The following is a 17,655-nucleotide window of genomic DNA, read 5'->3' as shown; positions in this document are numbered from 1 at the left end:
CGTGCAGAACGGTCGGGAAGCCAAGACATTCATCCAGGCGATCAAGAACGCGAACTTCATCGTCCGGGATCACCTCGTTCATGGCGTGCGCATCCTGCCGGGCGTGGCCCTGCTGGACATGATCTATCGGCTGGCCGGGGCGTACCTGTCCACACAGGCGATCGAGCTCGAGAACGTGCTGTTCAAACAGCCGATCTCCACGTCGGAGGACTTCGACCAGGACGTCTACGTCACGTTCGCCCCGCGGGGAGCGAAGTGGTCGGTGAGCATCGCCAGCCAGAAGGTGAAGGGCGGAGCGCAGGTCGAAGCGAAGAAGGCCGACATCCTGGAGTGCTCGCTCGCGCCGCGAGCCTCGGGCGCTCCCGGCCGCAAGGTCGATGTCCAGGCCCTCGTTCGCGAGCCGGACAGGCGCTGGGATCTGGACGAGTTCTACCGCGTCGCCAGGGAAGGTCGGATCGAACACTTCGACTTCATGAAGACGCTGGGCACAGTGTACCAGCGCGGCCAGGAAGAGCTGATGGAGATCCGCCTGAGCGCTCTGGCGGAGAAGTACCGCGGCAACTTCCACGCTCATCCGGCCTTGCTGGATGCATCCACGCTCGCGGGCTCCTCGTTTCTGTTGAGCGGGGATCTGCACGGCGGGGCCGGGCAGGGCACGCCGTTCATTCCGTTCCTGATCCAGCGGTTCTGCATCCATCGCCCGCTTCCGCAGACGGTCTACACCTACTCGACACGACCGCGCCGTCCAGGCGATGACGGGGTGACGCACGACGACCTCTTCTCGACCGACATCACGATCTGCGACGAGCGAGGCGAGGTGCTGGTCGAGTTCCAGAAATTGACCATCAAGCGCGTGCGGGAGTCGAAGCTGATCACGCAGCTGGCCTCGTCCGCGCGCGGCGCGTCTCTACAGGCTTCGGGTCACGCGGCACCGCCTGCGGGGCACGCGGCACCGCCTGCGGGGCACGCGGCACCGCCCGCGGAGCACGCGCTCGTCTCCTCCCTGCAGGCGAAGATCGCGGACATGCTGGGCGGGAGCCCGGCGGCGGTCGGCCTCCAGACGGGCTTCTATGAGCTCGGCCTGGACTCGACGCAGCTGCTAGGCCTCGCCAGGTGGCTGGAGCAGGAGGTAGGCGCCGAGCTGTATCCGACGTTGCTGTTCGAGTACGCGACGATTCGCCGGCTGACCGAGTATCTGCTCGAGCATCATCCTCGCGCCTTCGCCCGCGACGATGAGGCTGCCCCTGCGGGGACACCGGAGGTTCCCGAGATCAGGCAGGCCATCGTCGGCTATCTGCAGGAGCAGGTCGCTCGTGTGCTGGAGAGGCAGCCGGAGGGCATCGGCGATCGCACCGGGTTCTACGATCTGGGGCTGGATTCTACCCAGCTGCTGCACCTCGTCGGGGTGCTGGAGAAGCGGGTCGGCGAGGCGCTGTATCCGACGCTCCTGTTCGAGTACGCGACGGTCGAGCGACTCGCGGATTACCTGGTGGAGAAGCATGCGGCTGCCTTCCGGGGCAGAGCGCGGCCCCTGGCGGCACGGGCAGGGGGACCGGATTCGCTCGTGGAGTCGACCGGCAGCCTGATGATGTTCCAGCCGGTGTGGGTGGACGAGCCGTCTGTCGAGGCGAGTCGAACGGCGAGACGACCGGATCATCGCGTGGTGGTGCTGCACGGCTCGGCCGCGGCTCATGAGGCGCGCATTCGAGAGGCGCTCCGCGACGCCGAAGTGATCCGGCTGGACTCCGCCGGGCCGAGCGTGGCCGCTCGCTTCGAGGCGTCGTTTCAGCAGTTGTTCCGGAGGGTCCAGGCGTGGCTCAAGGAGCGTTCGGGTGCCGAGCTGCTCGTGCAGATCGTCGCGGACTCCGGTGAAGAAGGCCGCTACGCCCACGCGCTGGGGGCCTTGCTGAAGACGGCCCACCAGGAGAACCCGAGCGTCCACGGCCAGGTGATCGGCGTCGAGGGCATCGACCGTCATCCGGAAGAGGTCGTCCGTTTGCTCGGGCGCGAGGGCTCGTCCCGCGAGCCGGGATGCTCCGAGGTTCAATACCTCGGAGACCGGCTGCGACGTCGGGTGCTGAAGTGGCGGAGGAGCGTGCCGGCGGGCGCGCCGGCCGGGCCAGTCTATCGCGATGGCGGAGTGTACCTCATCGCTGGTGGGCTGGGCGGCCTGGGGTACCTGCTGGCCGATCATCTGCTCCGTCGAGCGAGGGCCCGGGTGGCCCTGATCGGTCGTTCGCAGGCGGAGCCATGGAAGATCGACGGTCTCAGCCGTCCGGGGGCAGACGTCTTCCACGTCCGCGCGGATCTTGGCAACGAGGCCGAGCTGCAGCGCGCCGTGCAGGCCATCCGGGAGCGGATGGGGCCGGTGAACGGGGTCCTGCACCTGGCGGGGCTGCTCAAGGATCAGGTCATCGTTCAGAAGGACCCGTCCGAGATCGTCGACGTCTTCCGCCCGAAGGTCCGAGGCCTGGAGAACCTCGACAAGGTCACGCGGGACGAGCCGCTCGATTTCTTCGTGACCTTCTCGTCGCTCTCCGCCGCGTTCGGCAGCCTGGGGCAGTGCGATTACGCGAGCGCCAACGCGTTCATGGACTGCTTCATCGAGCACCGCCGGCAGCTGGTCCGTGGAGGCGCGCGATCCGGAAAGAGCCTCTCCATCGACTGGCCGCTCTGGCGCGAGGGCGGTATGCAGATCCACCGCGAGCTCGAGCGGATGATGCTCCAGTCCTCCGGCATGAAGGCGCTGCCGGCGGAGGAGGGGCTGCGGGCCCTGGACGAGATAGTCCAGAGGGACGACGCGCGGACCCTCGTCGTCTACGGAGACGAGCGGAAGGTCGAGGAGCGGTTCGGCTCCCTCCTGGCGGCTCCTGCCGCGCAGGACGAGCGGGCGAACCGGTTCGCCAGCGAGCCAAGGGACATCGCGGTCGTCGGGGTGTCGGGCCGCTACCCGATGGCCAGCTCCATCGCCGAGTTCTACGAGAACCTGCGGGACGGCAGGGACTGTACGTCCGGCATGCCGAAGGAGCGCTGGGAGGGCCATTCAATCCCGTACGACGTGGAGCAGTTTTACAGGTTCGGCGGATTCATCGACAGGATCGACGGCTTCGACCCGCTCTTCTTCAACATTCCGCCTCGTCAAGCGGAGGTGATGGATCCGCAGGCGCGCTTGTTCCTGCAGGCGGCTTGGGAGGCCTGCGAGGATGCCGGGTTCTACCTGGATCGGACGGAGCACCACTACCCCGTGTCCGCCAGGAAGAGCGTGGGCGTGTTCGCGGGCGTGTTCTGGAGCCACTACGAGCTGTTCGCCGCCGAGCAGACGCAGCGTGGCACGCCGATGTCGTTCGGCGTGACGCCCGCCGCGATCCCGAACACCGTCTCCTACTGCATGAACCTCCACGGCCCGTCGATGGCGGTGGACTCGATGTGCTCCTCCTCGCTGACGTCGATTCATCTGGCCTGCGAGAGCATCCGCCGAGGCGAGTGCGAGTACGCGCTGGCGGGCGGGGTCAACCTCGTCACTCACCCGCACAAGTACATGTTTCTCTCCCGCGTGGGCTTCCTCTCTTCCGACGGGAAGTGCCGCAGCTTCGGCGCGGGAGGAGACGGGTATGTGCCAGGTGAGGGCGTCGGGGCCGTGCTATTGACCACGGTGGAGGAGGCGGAGAGGCAGGGCTATCCCATCTACGGCATCATCAAGGGCTCGGCGTTGAACCACGTCGGCAAGACGTCTGGGCTCACGGTGCCCGATCCGGTCGCCCAGGGCCAGGTCATCGCGCATGCGCTCAAGAACGCGGGCATCGACCCGACGACCATGTCCTACGTCGAGGCGCATGGCACCGGCACCTCGCTGGGAGACCCGATCGAGATTCAGGGCTTGAACCGCGCGTTCCGCCAGTCGACGGACCGCACGCGCTTCTGCGCGGTAGGCTCGGCCAAGTCGAACATCGGTCATCTGGAGGCTGCAGCCGGGATCGCCGGTCTGACCAAGGTCCTGCTCCAGCTTCAGCACGGGCAGCTCTTCCCGTCCCTCCACGGGACGCCACGCAATCCCTTCATCCCGTTCGAGAGCACCGCGTTCTACGTGGTCGACCGCCTGCAGGAGTGGGAGCGGCCCGTGCTTGTGGAGGACGGGAAGCCGGTCGTCTATCCCAGACGAGCGGGGCTCAGCTCGTTCGGGGCCAGCGGCAGCAACGCGCATGTTGTCCTCGAGGAGTACATCCCGGGGGCGGCCTGCGTCTCGGAGCCTGCGGTCCTATCCCTCGCGGTCGTCCCGCTGTCAGCCCGCACCCGGGAACGACTGACGGCCTATGCGCGCAAGCTCCATCGCTTCCTCGGCGAGCGGCGGGTCGACCTGACCGAGCTGGCGTACACGTACCAGGTGGGGCGCGAGCCGTTCGAGCACCGTGTCGCCTTCCTCGTCCGGACCCAGGAAGAGCTGCTGCAGAGGCTGTCGGCGTTCGTGAATGGCGAGAAGGAAATTCGTGATTGCTTCACGAGCGAGGAGAAGGGCAGCGCGCAGGCCGCCCCCGTCCGCGGACCGGATGCGGCCCGGATCGCGAGGCGCTGGGCGGACGGAGAGGCCGTGAATTGGAGCGAGCTCTATGGAGAGCAAAGGCCTCGCCGGATCAGCCTGCCGACGTACCCGTTCGCGGAAGAGCGCTACTGGGTCCCGCAGGATGGGGCACAGAAACTGCCGGCGCCGGCGGTGACGGCCGAGCTGGAAGCGGCCATCTTCGTGAAGGAATGGAAGCCCGAGCCAGCCGGAGATCCGTCCCGTCCGGCCTCCGGCGTCGTGCTCGTCCTGCAGACGCCGGCTACCGCGTCGCTGGCCGCTGCCTTGCTCGAGCATGTGGATGGGGTGGAGGCATTCCACGCCGTTCAGGGCGACACCGACTTCTACTCCGCGGAAGCGGGCGTGGTGCTCCATGAGCGGGTGAAAAGCGGGCTCGCCGGCCGGGCACTCCTGGGAGTCATCGATTTGACGGCGTATGACGTCGAGTATGAGCGCTCGCTCGACCTGGAGGCGGGAAAGATTGCGCTCCTGCAAAGGCTGATCGAGCACGACAGGGCGGCCGGGCTCACCTTGCTCCAGGTGACCCACAACCTGACGGACTGCCAGACGCAGGCGCCCACGATGCAGGGCGCGCGCGTCTCCGGACTGTACCGGATGCTCGGCGCCGAGTACCGGCAAGTCCGCTCCATCTGCGTGGACAGCGACGCTCCGCTCGGCCAGCGCGAGGTCCTGGTCGAGCAGATCCTCTCCGAGTTTTTCGACGTGGGTCGGGACTCCGCGTCCGCGGGTCCCTCCAACGTGGGTCGCGACTCCGCGTCCGACCCGACAGGGCCTTCCGAGGTCTGCTACCGGAACGGGCGGCGGCATGTGCCGGAGCTGGTGCTGAAGCGGACGAACGAGCACATCCGCCGGACAGCGGCCGCGCCGCATCGCTACTCGCCGGATGACGTCATCCTGATCACCGGGGGCACACGCGGGATCGGGGCGGCCGTCGCGGAGCACGCCGTGGCGCAAGGCTGCCGCCACCTGGTCCTGATGGGTCGAGAGGTGCTGCCGTCCATCCCGGAGTGGCGGGGACTCATCGCCCGCCCGGATCGCACGGAGCAGCGCGAGAAGCTCGCGCGGCTGCAGCGCCTGATCGAGCAGGGGTGCGACGTTCGCTACTTCTCCACGCCGCTCACGGACGCGGGTGGCTTGCAGGAGATGGTGAAGGACATCCACCGGCAGGCAGGCCCGATCCGCGGCGTCTTCCACTGCGCCGGCGTCATGGGGAGGACCCCGGTCTTCTTCCAGAAGGAGACCTCGGAGCTCCAGGCCGTCTGTGAGCCGAAGGTCAGAGGGCTGGCTACCCTGGCTCAGGCGCTGCAGGAAGAGCCGCTGTCGTTCTTCATTCTGTTCTCCTCCGTCTCCGGCCTCGCGCCGACCCTGGCGACCGGCCAGAGCGACTACGCGATGGCGAACGCATTCATGGATGCCTTCGCCGCCCACCACGCCGGCCAGGGCCGCTCCTGCTTCAAGTCGCTGCAATGGCCGGCGTGGGGTGAGGTCGGAATGGCGGCAGGCGAGGGCAGCACCCCGACATATGCCAGGAGTGGGCTCGCCGCGGTCGGCACGGCGGATGGGCTCAGGCTCCTGGACATCGTGATGGCCAGCGAGCACGCCGTAAGCTTCCCGTGCGTGCGGAGGCCGGGCGCGTTCTCGGCCGAGGCGTTGCTGCGGGCGAAGCCGGCAAGGCCCGCCCAGGAGAGCGGAAAGCCGGCGCTCCGGGCCGCTGCGCGAGGGGGGGGCCGCGAAGCCATCCGGGCCTGGCTGCGCGACGTGTTCATGTCGGAGCTGAAGCTGACCGATGCGCAGATGCAGGACGACAAACCGTTCGACGAGTACGGCATCGACTCGATCCTCATCGCGCAGCTCGTCAAGGTCCTGCAGACGAAGGTCGAGCAGAAGCTCGACCCAGCCCTCCTCCTCGAGCACGGCTCCCTCACGGCGCTGACCGACTACTTTGCGGAGCATCACGCGCTGTCGGTCCACCACGTGAGCTCGCCCGCACACGCGGGGCTCGCCTCCGGTGCGGCGGCGGCCCCCGCGCGCGAGGCCGCCGCCGCCTCGGACGACATCGCGGTCGTCGGGATTTCCTGCCGCTTCCCGGCGGCTCCGACCAAGGAGGCGTTCTGGGCGCTCCTGGTCGACGGCCGATCCGCGATCGGGCCGGTCTCCGGGCGCTGGGCGCCCAGGCGCGGCCGCATCGACTACGGCGGTTGGCTCGACGACTACGACATGTTCGATCCGGGCTTCTTCCGGCTGAACGAGGCCGACGCGGCCGTGATGGATCCGCAGGCGCGCGTCATCCTCGAGGAGAGCTTGAAGGCGGCCTACGACGCGGGGTACGACCACAAGGAGCTCTCTGGCGCGAGGGTGGGCGTCTACATCGGGGCGCGCCCCCAGAACCAAGCAGACTTGCAGGCGGTGCTTGACGCGCCGAACCCGGTGCTGGCCATCTCTCCGAACTACCTGGCGTCGAACGTCTCCCGCTTCTTCAACCTGAGAGGGCCGAGCCTGGTGGTGGACACCGCCTGCTCGTCCGCGCTGACGGGCATGTCCTTCGCTGTGGATTCCCTGAAGGCAGGGCGCATCGAGATGGCGCTGGTCGGCGCTGTCTCGCTGACGCTCACGCCCTTCTCGCACGACCTCTTCGATGCTCGCAATATCCTCAGCAGAGACGGCAGGTTCGAGCTCTTCGACAAGCGCTCGGGCGGCGAAGTCCTCGGCGAGGGAGCCGGGATCGTCGTGCTGAAGCGACTCGGCGATGCGGTTCGCGACGGCAACCAGATCTACGGAGTCCTCAAGGCCATCGCGTCCAACAACGACGGCCGCACGCTCGGGCCCGGCTCGCCAAACATCGAAGCCCAGCGGCAGGTGCTCAAGGAGGCGCTGGACCTGGCCGGGAAGCGGGCCCCGGAGATCGGGTACATCGAGGTGAACGGCGGAGGCTCGCCCGTGCTCGACTCGATCGAGATCAAGGCGCTGTCCGACGTGTACCAGCTGGGCAACACGGCGATGCCGGCCTGCGCGGTCGGCTCGATCAAGCCGAATGTCGGCCACCTGCTCCTGGCATCAGGGCTCGCCGGCTTCATCCGCTGCGTGCTCAGCGTGCACTACAAGCAGATCCCGCCGTTCTTGTCGGCGAAGGACCCGTTCGACCATTACGACTTCGCCTCGTCCCGGATCCGCTTCAACCGAGAGGCGATCGCGTGGGATGTGGCTCCTGGGACGGAGCGGGTGGCCGCGCAGAGCTCGTTCCCTGACGGAGGAACCAACTGCCACGTCGTGATCGGGGAATTCGTGGCCGGCGGCGCCTACCAGCAGCGGTACTTCCCGAAGCCGGCGCCCAGCCTGGCGAGGCGGCGCTTCCCCCCGCGCGCCGGAAGCGCGCCGGAGCCGGTCGCGGCGACCCAGACGGTCGCGGCGACCCGGACCCTCGCGCCGGAGCTGGTCGCGGCGACCCAGACCTTCTGGGGAGAAGTGGTGGTGGCCTCATGAGCTCGGCCATGGAGAAATTCGCGCGGCTCAGCGTCCGGTCAGAGCATCCCGTCATCAAGAACCATCTGGTGCAGGGGACACCCATCCTGCCGGGCCTGGCCTACATCGACATGCTGTATCAGATGGCGCGGCGCGCGATCGGCGTTGCGTATCATACATGCAGCCTGAAACGGGTGGTGATCTACAAGCTTCTCACGGCGCCCGCCGAGCTCGAGATTGCTTTCTCTTTCAAAAAGGAGGCCGAAGCCTGGAGCATCACCGTCCGGGACGACCGGTCCGACACTCCCTACGTCACCGCCGAGCTGCACGAAGCGCCTCTCCCTCTCGACCGGCGGATCGACGTGCGGGCATTGAAGCAGGCGGCGGTGCGCTCCCGAGAGCTCGAGGAGGTGTACGCAGAGGCTCGGCGGCACGGCCTGGTTCACCAGGGCATCATGAAGGCGAAGGGGACGATCCACCTCACTCCTGCCGAGCCGCTCATCGAGCTGAGCGTGGACGAGGTGCATCGCGAAGAAGGCGGGCAGTTACTCTTCCATCCGACGCTGCTCGACGGCGCGGCGATGGCGTCGGCCGCGCTCGGAGGCGAGGCGCCGGAGGGCGACGAGCTGTTCCTGCCGCTGTTCTACGAGGCATTTTATGCCTCGGAGCCGCTTCGGACCGAGTGTCTGGCTTCGGCCACCCTGCGCAAGCGGGGGGATCTGCACACGATCGACCTCGCGTTCTTCGATCTGGAGGGCAGGCAGATCGCGGAGCTGAGGGGGCTGACGACGAAGAGGGTGCGAGCGCAAGGGCTGGTGGCATCGAAGCGGCATGACGCCCTTCCGCAGCCGGAGCGGGTCGAGGTCCGAGACGCCGGCCCCGAGGATACCAACCTGGAAGCGGTGTTGAGGAACATCTTCGCCAGGCACCTGAGGCGGTACCCGGGCGACCTCGATCTCGACACTGTGTTCTTCGAGCTGGGGCTGGAATCAGCGCAGCTGCTGATGGTCATCAAGGAGCTGGAAGACACGCTCTCGCTGTCCCTGAACCCGACCCTGCTGTTCGAGACGAACAGCCTCCGGGAGCTGATGCGCTTCTTGCGGGACAAGCTGGAGCGGGAGCCGCGAAGGGCGGCGAGGCCCGCCGCCGCGGCTGCGCCGCCGCCGGTCGCCGCGCCGCCGCCGGTCGCCGCCTCTGCTTCGATCTCCCCTGTCGCACCAGCCGCCCTACCGGCCACCTCGAGCGGCGTCGACATCGCCGTCGTCGGGATGTCAGGCCGCTATCCGAAGTCGTACGACTTGGACGCGTTCTGGAGGAACCTCGAGGCGGGCCTGGACTGCATCACGGAGGTCCCGACGGAGCGCTGGGACTGGAGGGAATATCACTCGGACGACCGCACCAAGCCGGGGCACATCTTCAGCAAGTGGGGCGGCTTCATCGAGGACCACGACAAGTTCGACCCGATGTTCTTCAACATCGCACCACGCGAAGCGGACGCGATGGACCCGCAAGAGCGCCTCTTCCTGGAGCATTGCTGGGCTGCGCTGGAGGACGCCGGATACGTCCGGGAGGAGCTGCAGGGGCGCGGCGGTCTGTATCTGCCCGGTCAGGTCGGCGTGTTCGTGGGCGCGATGTTCCAGGAGTACCCCCTGTTCGCCGCAGAGTCCTCCGTGCGGGGAGAGCGCTTCGGGCTGCCGGGAGGCATCAGCTCGATCGCGTCGCGCGTCTCGTATTTCTGCAACTTTCACGGTCCGAGCCTGGCCGTGGATACGATGTGCTCCAGCTCCCTGACGGCCATCTACCTCGCCTGCCAGTCCCTGCGAGGAGGTCGCATCGACTCGGCGCTGGCGGGAGGCGTCAACCTCACCATTCATCCCAACAAGTACCTGGCGCTGAGCCAGGCGCAGTTCATCTCGTCTGAGGGCCAGTGCCAGAGCTTCGGCGTCGGCGGGGGCGGCTACGTCCCGGGAGAGGGGGTCGGCGTCTTGTTCCTGAAGCGCCTGGAGGACGCGGAGCGGGACGGCGATCACATCTACGGGGTGATCAAGGGCGTGGCCGTCAACCACGGCGGCAAGGCGAGCGGCTACACCGTGCCGAGCCCTCGCGCGCAGGGCGCCGTCATCGCCCAGGCGCTGCATGAGGCGAAGGTCGATCCGCGCACGATCACGTACGTGGAGGCGCACGGCACGGGGACGAAGCTCGGCGATCCGATCGAGATCGCCGGACTGTCGAGCGCCTTCGGCGGCGGCGCGCCGCGGCAGCACTGCCGGATCGGATCGGCCAAGTCGAACATCGGACACTGCGAGTCGGCCGCGGGGGTCGCCGGTGTGACGAAGGTGCTCCTGCAGATGAAGCACGGCAAGATCGTGCCCTCGCTGCACTCGGCGGAGCTGAATCCGAATATCGACTTCGCGGCGACGCCGTTCGTCGTCAATCAGGAGCTGGTCGAGTGGTCGCGGCCGGTCGTGGACGGCCAGGAGCATCCGCGCCGCGCGGGCGTGTCCTCTTTCGGCGGGAGCGGCGCCAACGCCCACCTGATCCTCGAAGAGTACGTGCCCAAGGCGCGCCCCCCGTTGCCGGCAGAGCGGGCGATCATCGTGCTGTCCGCGAAGAGCCCGGACCGCCTGCAGGCGGTGGCGCAGCGGCTCATCGAGTGGATCGACCAGCAGCGGTTGACGGACGCCCACCTCGCGGAGGTGGCGTACACCCTTCAGGTCGGGCGAGAGGCGATGGACGTGCGCCTGGGCTTCATCGCCAGCTCGATGGCCGAGGTGCGCGAGCGGCTGGGGGATTTCCTGGGTGGCAAGGAGAGGGCTGACCTGTACCGCGGCTCGACGAGGGAGCGGCGGGACGTCCTGTCCGTGCTTTCGGCGGATGAGGACATGCAGGTGCTCCTCGATGCATGGGCCGCGAAGCACAAGCACTCGAAGGTCCTCGAGCTCTGGGTCAAAGGGCTCGACTTCGACTGGAACAAGCTCTACGCCGCCGGCAAGCCGCGCCGCACCTCCCTGCCGACATACCCCTTCGCCCGTGACCGCCACTGGGTGACGCAGATCGAGGCGAAGGCGCGCATCCCTCAGGCGGCCGCGGCGGTGCTGCACCCCTTGCTGCACCGGAACACGTCGGATCTTCGCGAGCAGCGGTTCTCGTCCGTGTTCTCGGGGGCCGAGCCCTTCCTCGCCGATCACGTCGTGGCGGGCAACAAGGTCCTTCCGGGGGTGGCCTCCCTGGAGATGGCCCGTGCGGCCGTCGAGCAGGCGGCTGGTCTCGAAGGGCAGGGGCAGGCAGGGATCCGCCTGAAGAACGTGGTCTGGGTCCGCCCGATCGCCGTGGCCGATCAGCCGATCTCGGTGCACATTGCCCTCTCTCCGGAACAGGGCGGCGAGCTCGCGTTCGAGGTGTACCGCGAGGAGGGCGAGCGGGTCGTCCACAGCCAGGGCCGCGCCGAGCTGGTCCCGATCCCGGACCGTCAGACGCTGGACCTCGCGTCTCTGCAGGCGATCTGTGCGCAGGCCCGGTTCACTGCGGAGGAGTGCTACGACGCATATCGCGCGGCGGGCATCGAGTACGGACCGGCGCACCGGGGCATCGAGGAGGTCCGTGTCGGCACGAACCAGGTGCTGGCGAAGCTTTCGTTGCCGTCTTCGGTGGCGCACACGCAAGGCCGGTACGTCCTGCATCCGAGCCTGCTCGACTCCGCCTTCCAGGCTGCCGTGGCGTTGATGAAGGGCGAGAAGGCCTCCGGGCCGTCGCTGCCGTTCGCTCTGGAGCAAGTGGACATCTCCTCGGGGTGCACGTCCTCGATGTGGGCGTACATCCGGCCGAGCGCTGGAGTCCAGCCCGAGGACAGGGTGCAGAAGCTGGATATCGACCTCTGTGACGCGCAAGGGGCGATCTGCGCGCGGATCCAGGGCCTGTCCTTCCGGGCGCTCGAAGGGGGGATCGAGCGCAGCGGCGGCCTCATGCTGCTGGCCCCGCACTGGACCGAGCAGGCGGCTGCTCCGCCAGGGGCGAGGGCGGCGGTAGCGAAGCACCTGGTGCTCCTCTGCGGCTGGGAGCCGTCCGTTGTCGGACGCGTGCAAGCGGGCCTGCCCGGAGCTCAGTGCCTGGCGCTGCAGGCGGACGAGCTCGGCTTCGAGACGTACGCCGCTCAGGCCTTCACGCTGATCCAGGACATTCTCCGGGGCAAGCCCTCGGGCGACGTGCTGGTGCAAATCGTCGTTCCGGACCTCCTCCTCACCGGGCTGAGCGGCTTGCTCCAGACGGCGGAGCGCGAGAACCCGCGGGTGAAGGGACAGGTCGTCCTTCTCGATGCGGATTCGAAGCCTCAGCACCTGATCGACGCGGTGATCGCGAGCAGCGGCGCGCCGGGGGAGCGCCTGATCCAGGTTCGAGACGGAAAGCGGCTGATCCGCGCATGGCGGGAGGTGGTGCCGAGAGAGGACCGGGCTCTCCTCTTCCATCGCGACAGGGGCGTGTACCTGATCACGGGCGGCGCCGGCGGGCTGGGATTGATCTTCGCGAAGGAGATCGCCGAGCGGTCCTCCGAGCCCACCGTGATCCTCACCGCGCGGTCTCCGCTCGCCGAAGAAACACGGGCGCGGATCGCGGAGCTGGAAGAGGCTGGCGCCAGGGTCGTCTATCGCCAGGTGGACGTCGCCGAAGAGCGCGCGGTCGAGGCTCTGCTCCAGGAGGTGCAGGCGGCGTTCGGCTCCCTGCATGGCGTCATTCATTGCGCGGGAGTGAAGAGGGACAGCTTCATCATCAAGAAGACGATGCAGGAGCTTCGGCAGGTCCTGGCTGCCAAGGTGGCCGGCACTCTCCACCTGGACCGCGCGACGAAGGACGTGCGCCTCGACTTCTTCCTCCTGTGCTCGTCCGTTGCGGGCGCGGTGGGAAACGTGGGGCAGGCCGACTATGCGATGGGCAACGCGTTCATGGACTCGTTCGCGGCGCATCGCAACGGCCTCGTCCGGCAGGGGGCTCGCCACGGCCGCACGCTCTCCATCAACTGGCCGCTCTGGAGAGACGGCGGCATGCGCGTCGATCCGGAGACGGAGAAGTGGATGACGGAGTCCACGGGCCTCTTGCCGATGCGGACGAGCTCGGGTCTGCGCGCGCTGCATCAAGGCTTCGCGTCGGGCCACGATCAGATCATGGCCCTCGAGGGGGATCGGAGAGCGCTGCGCGTGCTCGGGGCCGCGCCGGCCATGCCGGCCGCGGCTGAGCGGCCCGCAGCCGAGGAGAGGCCGGCGGCGGCAGCGCAGGCTCGGTCAGGAGGCGGCGAGGATCTGCTCCACGAGAGGGCTGTCCTCTATTTCAAGAAGCTGCTCTCGTCCGTGCTCCAGGCCTCGCCAGACCGCATCGAAGCCGACGCGCCGATGGAGAACTATGGCATCGACTCGGTGATGATCCTGGAGCTGACGAACGTCCTGGAGGGGGAGTTCGGCCCGCTCTCCAAGACATTGTTCTTCGAGTACCAGACCATCGAGGCGCTTGCCGGCTACTTCCTGGGAGCGCACCGGACCAGGCTGGTCGCGCTGCTCGGCGGGGACGGAGCGAAGCGCGAGCCCCCGCCGGCGGCCGCGCAGGCGCCGGCCGCCGCGCCGCGAGCCGACCGGGCCCTGGCGAACGGCAGCCCGGGACGTCATCGCTTCGCGGCGGTGGTTCCTGGCGCCGTGGCCCCCGCCGTGGAGCGGAGGGGCGGCGCGCTCGACATAGCGATCATCGGCGTCGCCGGGCGCTACCCGCAAGCGCGCGACGTCGCGCAGTTCTGGAAGAACCTCCGTGACGGCAGGGACTGCATCACCGAGGTCCCGCCGGAGCGCTGGGACCACAGCAAGTACTTCCACCCTGACAAGGACAAGCCCGGGAAGACCTACACGAAGTGGGGCGGCTTCATCGACGGGGTGGACCTCTTCGATCCGCTCTTGTTCAATATCTCCCCGCGCGAAGCGGAGCTGATGGACCCGCAGGAGCGCCTGTTTCTGGAGGTGGCCTTCGAGACGCTGGAGGGGGCGGGCTACTCCCGTGACACCTTCGCCGCTGCACAGCGGTCCGGGCTCACCCGGAACGTTGGTGTGTTCGTCGGGGTGATGTACGAGGAGTACCAGCTTTACGGGGCGCAGGCGCAGCTGCTCGGCGAGCCGTTCGCTGCGTCGGGCAACCCGTCGTCCGTGGCGAACCGCGTCTCGTACTTCTTCAACTTCCATGGCCCGAGCATGGCGGTGGATACGATGTGCTCCTCCTCGCTGACCGCGATCCACCTGGCGTGCCAGGGCCTGGCGCGCGGCGAGTGCGAAATGGCGATCGCGGGCGGTGTCAACGTGTCGGTTCACCCGAACAAGTACCTGCTGCTCGGGCAGGGAAAATTCGCCTCGAGCAAGGGGCGCTGCGAGAGCTTCGGGGTAGGCGGCGACGGGTACGTGCCAGGGGAGGGGGCCGGCGCGGTCCTGCTGAAGCCGCTGGACAGGGCGATCGCGGACGGAGACCCGATCCTCGGCGTCATCAAGGCCACCGCGATCAACCACGGAGGCAAGACGAACGGTTACACCGTCCCGAATCCGAACGCGCAGATGAGCGTGATCCAGCGTGCCTACGAGGGCGCGGGCTTGAACCCGCGCGCCGTCAGCTACATCGAGGCGCATGGGACCGGCACGTCCCTGGGGGATCCGATCGAGATAAGGGGGCTCTCCAAGGCGTTTCAGCCGTTCACGCAGGACAAGCAGTTCTGTGCGATCGGCTCGGTCAAGTCGAACATCGGCCACTGCGAGAGCGCAGCCGGCATCGCGGGGGTCACCAAGGTCCTGCTGCAGATGAAGCACGGGCAGCTGGCGCCCTCCCTCCATTCGGAGACGTTGAATCCCAACATCGACTTCGCAGAGACGCCGTTCTACGTCCAGCGAGGGCTCTCCGAGTGGAAGCGCCAGGTCCTCTCGATCAACGGTGTGGTCGTGGAGTCTCCGCGCCTTGCGGGCATCTCGTCGTTCGGGGCCGGCGGCTCGAACGCGCATGTAGTCATCGAGGAATACAGGGCGGAGCAGCGAGCGCCTGAGCCCGCGGTCGACGCGGAGCGCCCCGCCTGGATCGTCCTCTCCGCGAGGAGCAAGGAGCAGCTGAAAGAGCTGGCGCGGCGGTTCGTGGACGCGGCTCGTGAGGGTCAGATCACCGACGCGGAGCTCGCCGCGGTGGCGTACACGCTCCAGACGGGCCGCGACGCGATGGATGAGCGCCTCGGGCTGACGGCGGCATCCGTCCGGGAGCTCCAGCGCAAGCTGGAGGAGTACCTCGCCGGCGACGAGAGCGCGGCGGGCCTGTTCCGGGGATCCGCCAAGCGCGACAGGGACCAGCTGGCGCTCCTGAACGCGAATGGCAGCGTGGAGAGGTCGTTCCGCAACGACGAGCTGCTCGCCCTGTGGACGAAGGGGCTCGCCGTCGACTGGAGCCAGCTGCACGGCGCGCACAGGCCCCGGCGCGTGGCGCTGCCGACCTATCCGTTCGCTCGGAAGCGCTACTGGGTCCCCACCCCGTCCTCGCCGGTGGCCGCGGCGGGGCCGGCCGTGGGCGTGATTCATCCGCTCGTGCACCAGAACACCGCGGACCTGGACGGGATCCACTTCACCACCACGTTCTCGGGACGAGAGTTCTTCCTGACGGATCACCGGATCAAGGGCGATGGAGTCCTGCCGGGCGTGGCGTACCTGGAGATGGCGCGGGCCGCGGTGGACGCGGCGGCCGGTTCGATGAAGGAGCGCAAGGCCCTCCGGCTGTGCAACATCGTCTGGGCCAGGCCGATCCTCGTGGGGGCGGGGCCCGCTCGCGTGCAGATAGGCCTGGAGCGGAGGAAGAACGGCGACATCGCGTACCGGATCTCCCAGGACGGCGCGAGCGTGAACAGCCAGGGGATCGCCGTGTTCCGTCCGGTGCATGGTGCGCCCGCCGTCGACCTGGGCGCGCTGCAGGCCGCGTGCAGTGGCGGGACGATGTCGGCAGCCCAGTGCTACGAAGCCTTCGAGGCGATCGGGATCCAGTACGGCCCGGCCCACCGAGGGATCGAGGCGATTCATCTCGGCACGAGCGAGGTGCTGGCGAGGCTCGTCCTCCCTGCCTCGGTTGAGGGGACCTTGCCTCAGTTCGTCCTTCATCCCAGCCTGCTGGACGCCGCGCTCCAGGCCTCCATCGGCTTGCTGGCCGGCAGGAGCCATGGCGAGGGCAAGGCCATGCTTCCGTTTGCCCTCGACCAGCTCGACGTTTTCCGGAGCTTGTCGCCCACGATGTGGGCGCACGTGCGGTTCAGCGAGGGCAGCGGCGCGGACGCGCCGGTCTCGAAGATCGACGTCGATCTGCTGGATGACGGCGGAGCCGTCTGTGTCCGCATGAAGGGGCTGTCGTCGAGGGCCCTGGAAGGGGCCCGGCCGCGCAAGGATCCCTCCCTGGCCATGCTGGTTCCGCGATGGATCCCGAGCGATGTTCGAGCGGGCGCCCTCCAGCCGGCGAACGCCGATCGCCTCGTCCTCGTGGGCGGTACGATGGAGCAACGGCGCAGCGTGCAGAGCACCTTCCCCGAGGCGCAGGCCATCGAGCTCGCGCCTCTGGACACCATCGACGATATAACGGCGAAGCTCGAGGCGCTGGGCTCCATCGACCACGTCCTCTGGATCGCGCCGGAGCGTTCCCGCCCGACGCTGGCGGCGGACGACCTGATCGAGGAGCACAACGGAGGGGTGCTCCTCTGCTTCCGGTTCGTGAAAGCCCTGCTGGGGCTGGGCTTCGGTAGCCGCGCGCTGGGCTGGACCTTGATCACAACGCAGGCGCAGAGCGTCGGTGCTCACGATCCCATCGATCCGACCCACGCCGGGCTGCATGGGCTGGTCGGATCCATGGCGAAGGAGTACCCGGGCTGGAGGGTCCGCGTCCTGGACATGCCGCGGGGAGGCGAGTGGCCTCTCGCCGAGCTGCGCACCTTCCCGGCCGATCCACAGGGGAACGCGCGGGCGTACCGGGATGGACGCTGGTACGAGCCCAGGCTTGTGCCCATGGAGGCCGCGGAGCCCGGCCCGCCGGCCTACAGGCAAGGGGGAGTCTATGTCGTCATCGGCGGCGCGGGAGGGATCGGCGAGGTCTGGAGCGAAGCCATGATCCGCCGGTACCAGGCGCAGATCATCTGGATCGGCCGGCGTCCTCAGGACGGCGCCATCCAGGCGAAGATCGACAGGCTGGCGGCCCACGGCCCCGCCCCCGTCTACCTGTCAGCGGACGCAGCGGACCTGGAGCGGATGCGGTGGGCCTACAGGGAGATCAAGCAGCGCTTCGGGCAGGTCCATGGCGTGGTCCACTCGGCCATCGTTCTGCTGGACCAGAGCCTCGCCAACATGGAAGAGAGCCGATTCCGTGCGTGCTTGTCCGCCAAGGTGGATGTGACCGTGCGCATGGCGCAGGTCTTCCAGGGGGAGCCGCTGGACTTCGCGCTGTTCTTCTCGTCAATCAACTCGTTCACCCGAGGGCCGGGGCAGAGCAACTACGTGGCTGGCTGCGTGTTCAAGGACGCCTTCGCGCAGGCGCTCGCCAGGGAGTGGCCCTGCTCCGTGAAGGTGATCAACTGGGGCTACTGGGGCAGCGTG

General features: G+C 68.2%; 1 protein-coding gene and 1 pseudogene. Both read left to right on the top strand.

Annotated features, from left to right (window positions below; all coding sequences use genetic code 11):
* The first annotated feature begins 1 nt into the window (after position 1).
* Positions 2–8,056, top strand: a complete 8,055-nt coding sequence (locus WMF36_RS22010) for an SDR family NAD(P)-dependent oxidoreductase (RefSeq protein ID WP_437581595.1) — start codon at positions 2–4, stop codon at positions 8,054–8,056.
* Positions 8,053–17,637: pseudogene (locus tag WMF36_RS22005) on the top strand (SDR family NAD(P)-dependent oxidoreductase); the annotation flags it as partial. The gene WMF36_RS22010 and the pseudogene WMF36_RS22005, both read left to right, overlap by 4 nt.
* Positions 17,638–17,655 lie beyond the last annotated feature (18 nt).

This window comes from Sorangium sp. So ce887, assembly GCF_051521455.1.
In the GTDB taxonomy this organism is placed as follows: Bacteria; Myxococcota_A; Polyangia; order Polyangiales; family Polyangiaceae; genus Sorangium.
The sequence above is the reverse complement of the archived record's forward strand: the minus strand, read 5'-3'. Positions and strand labels throughout refer to the sequence as shown.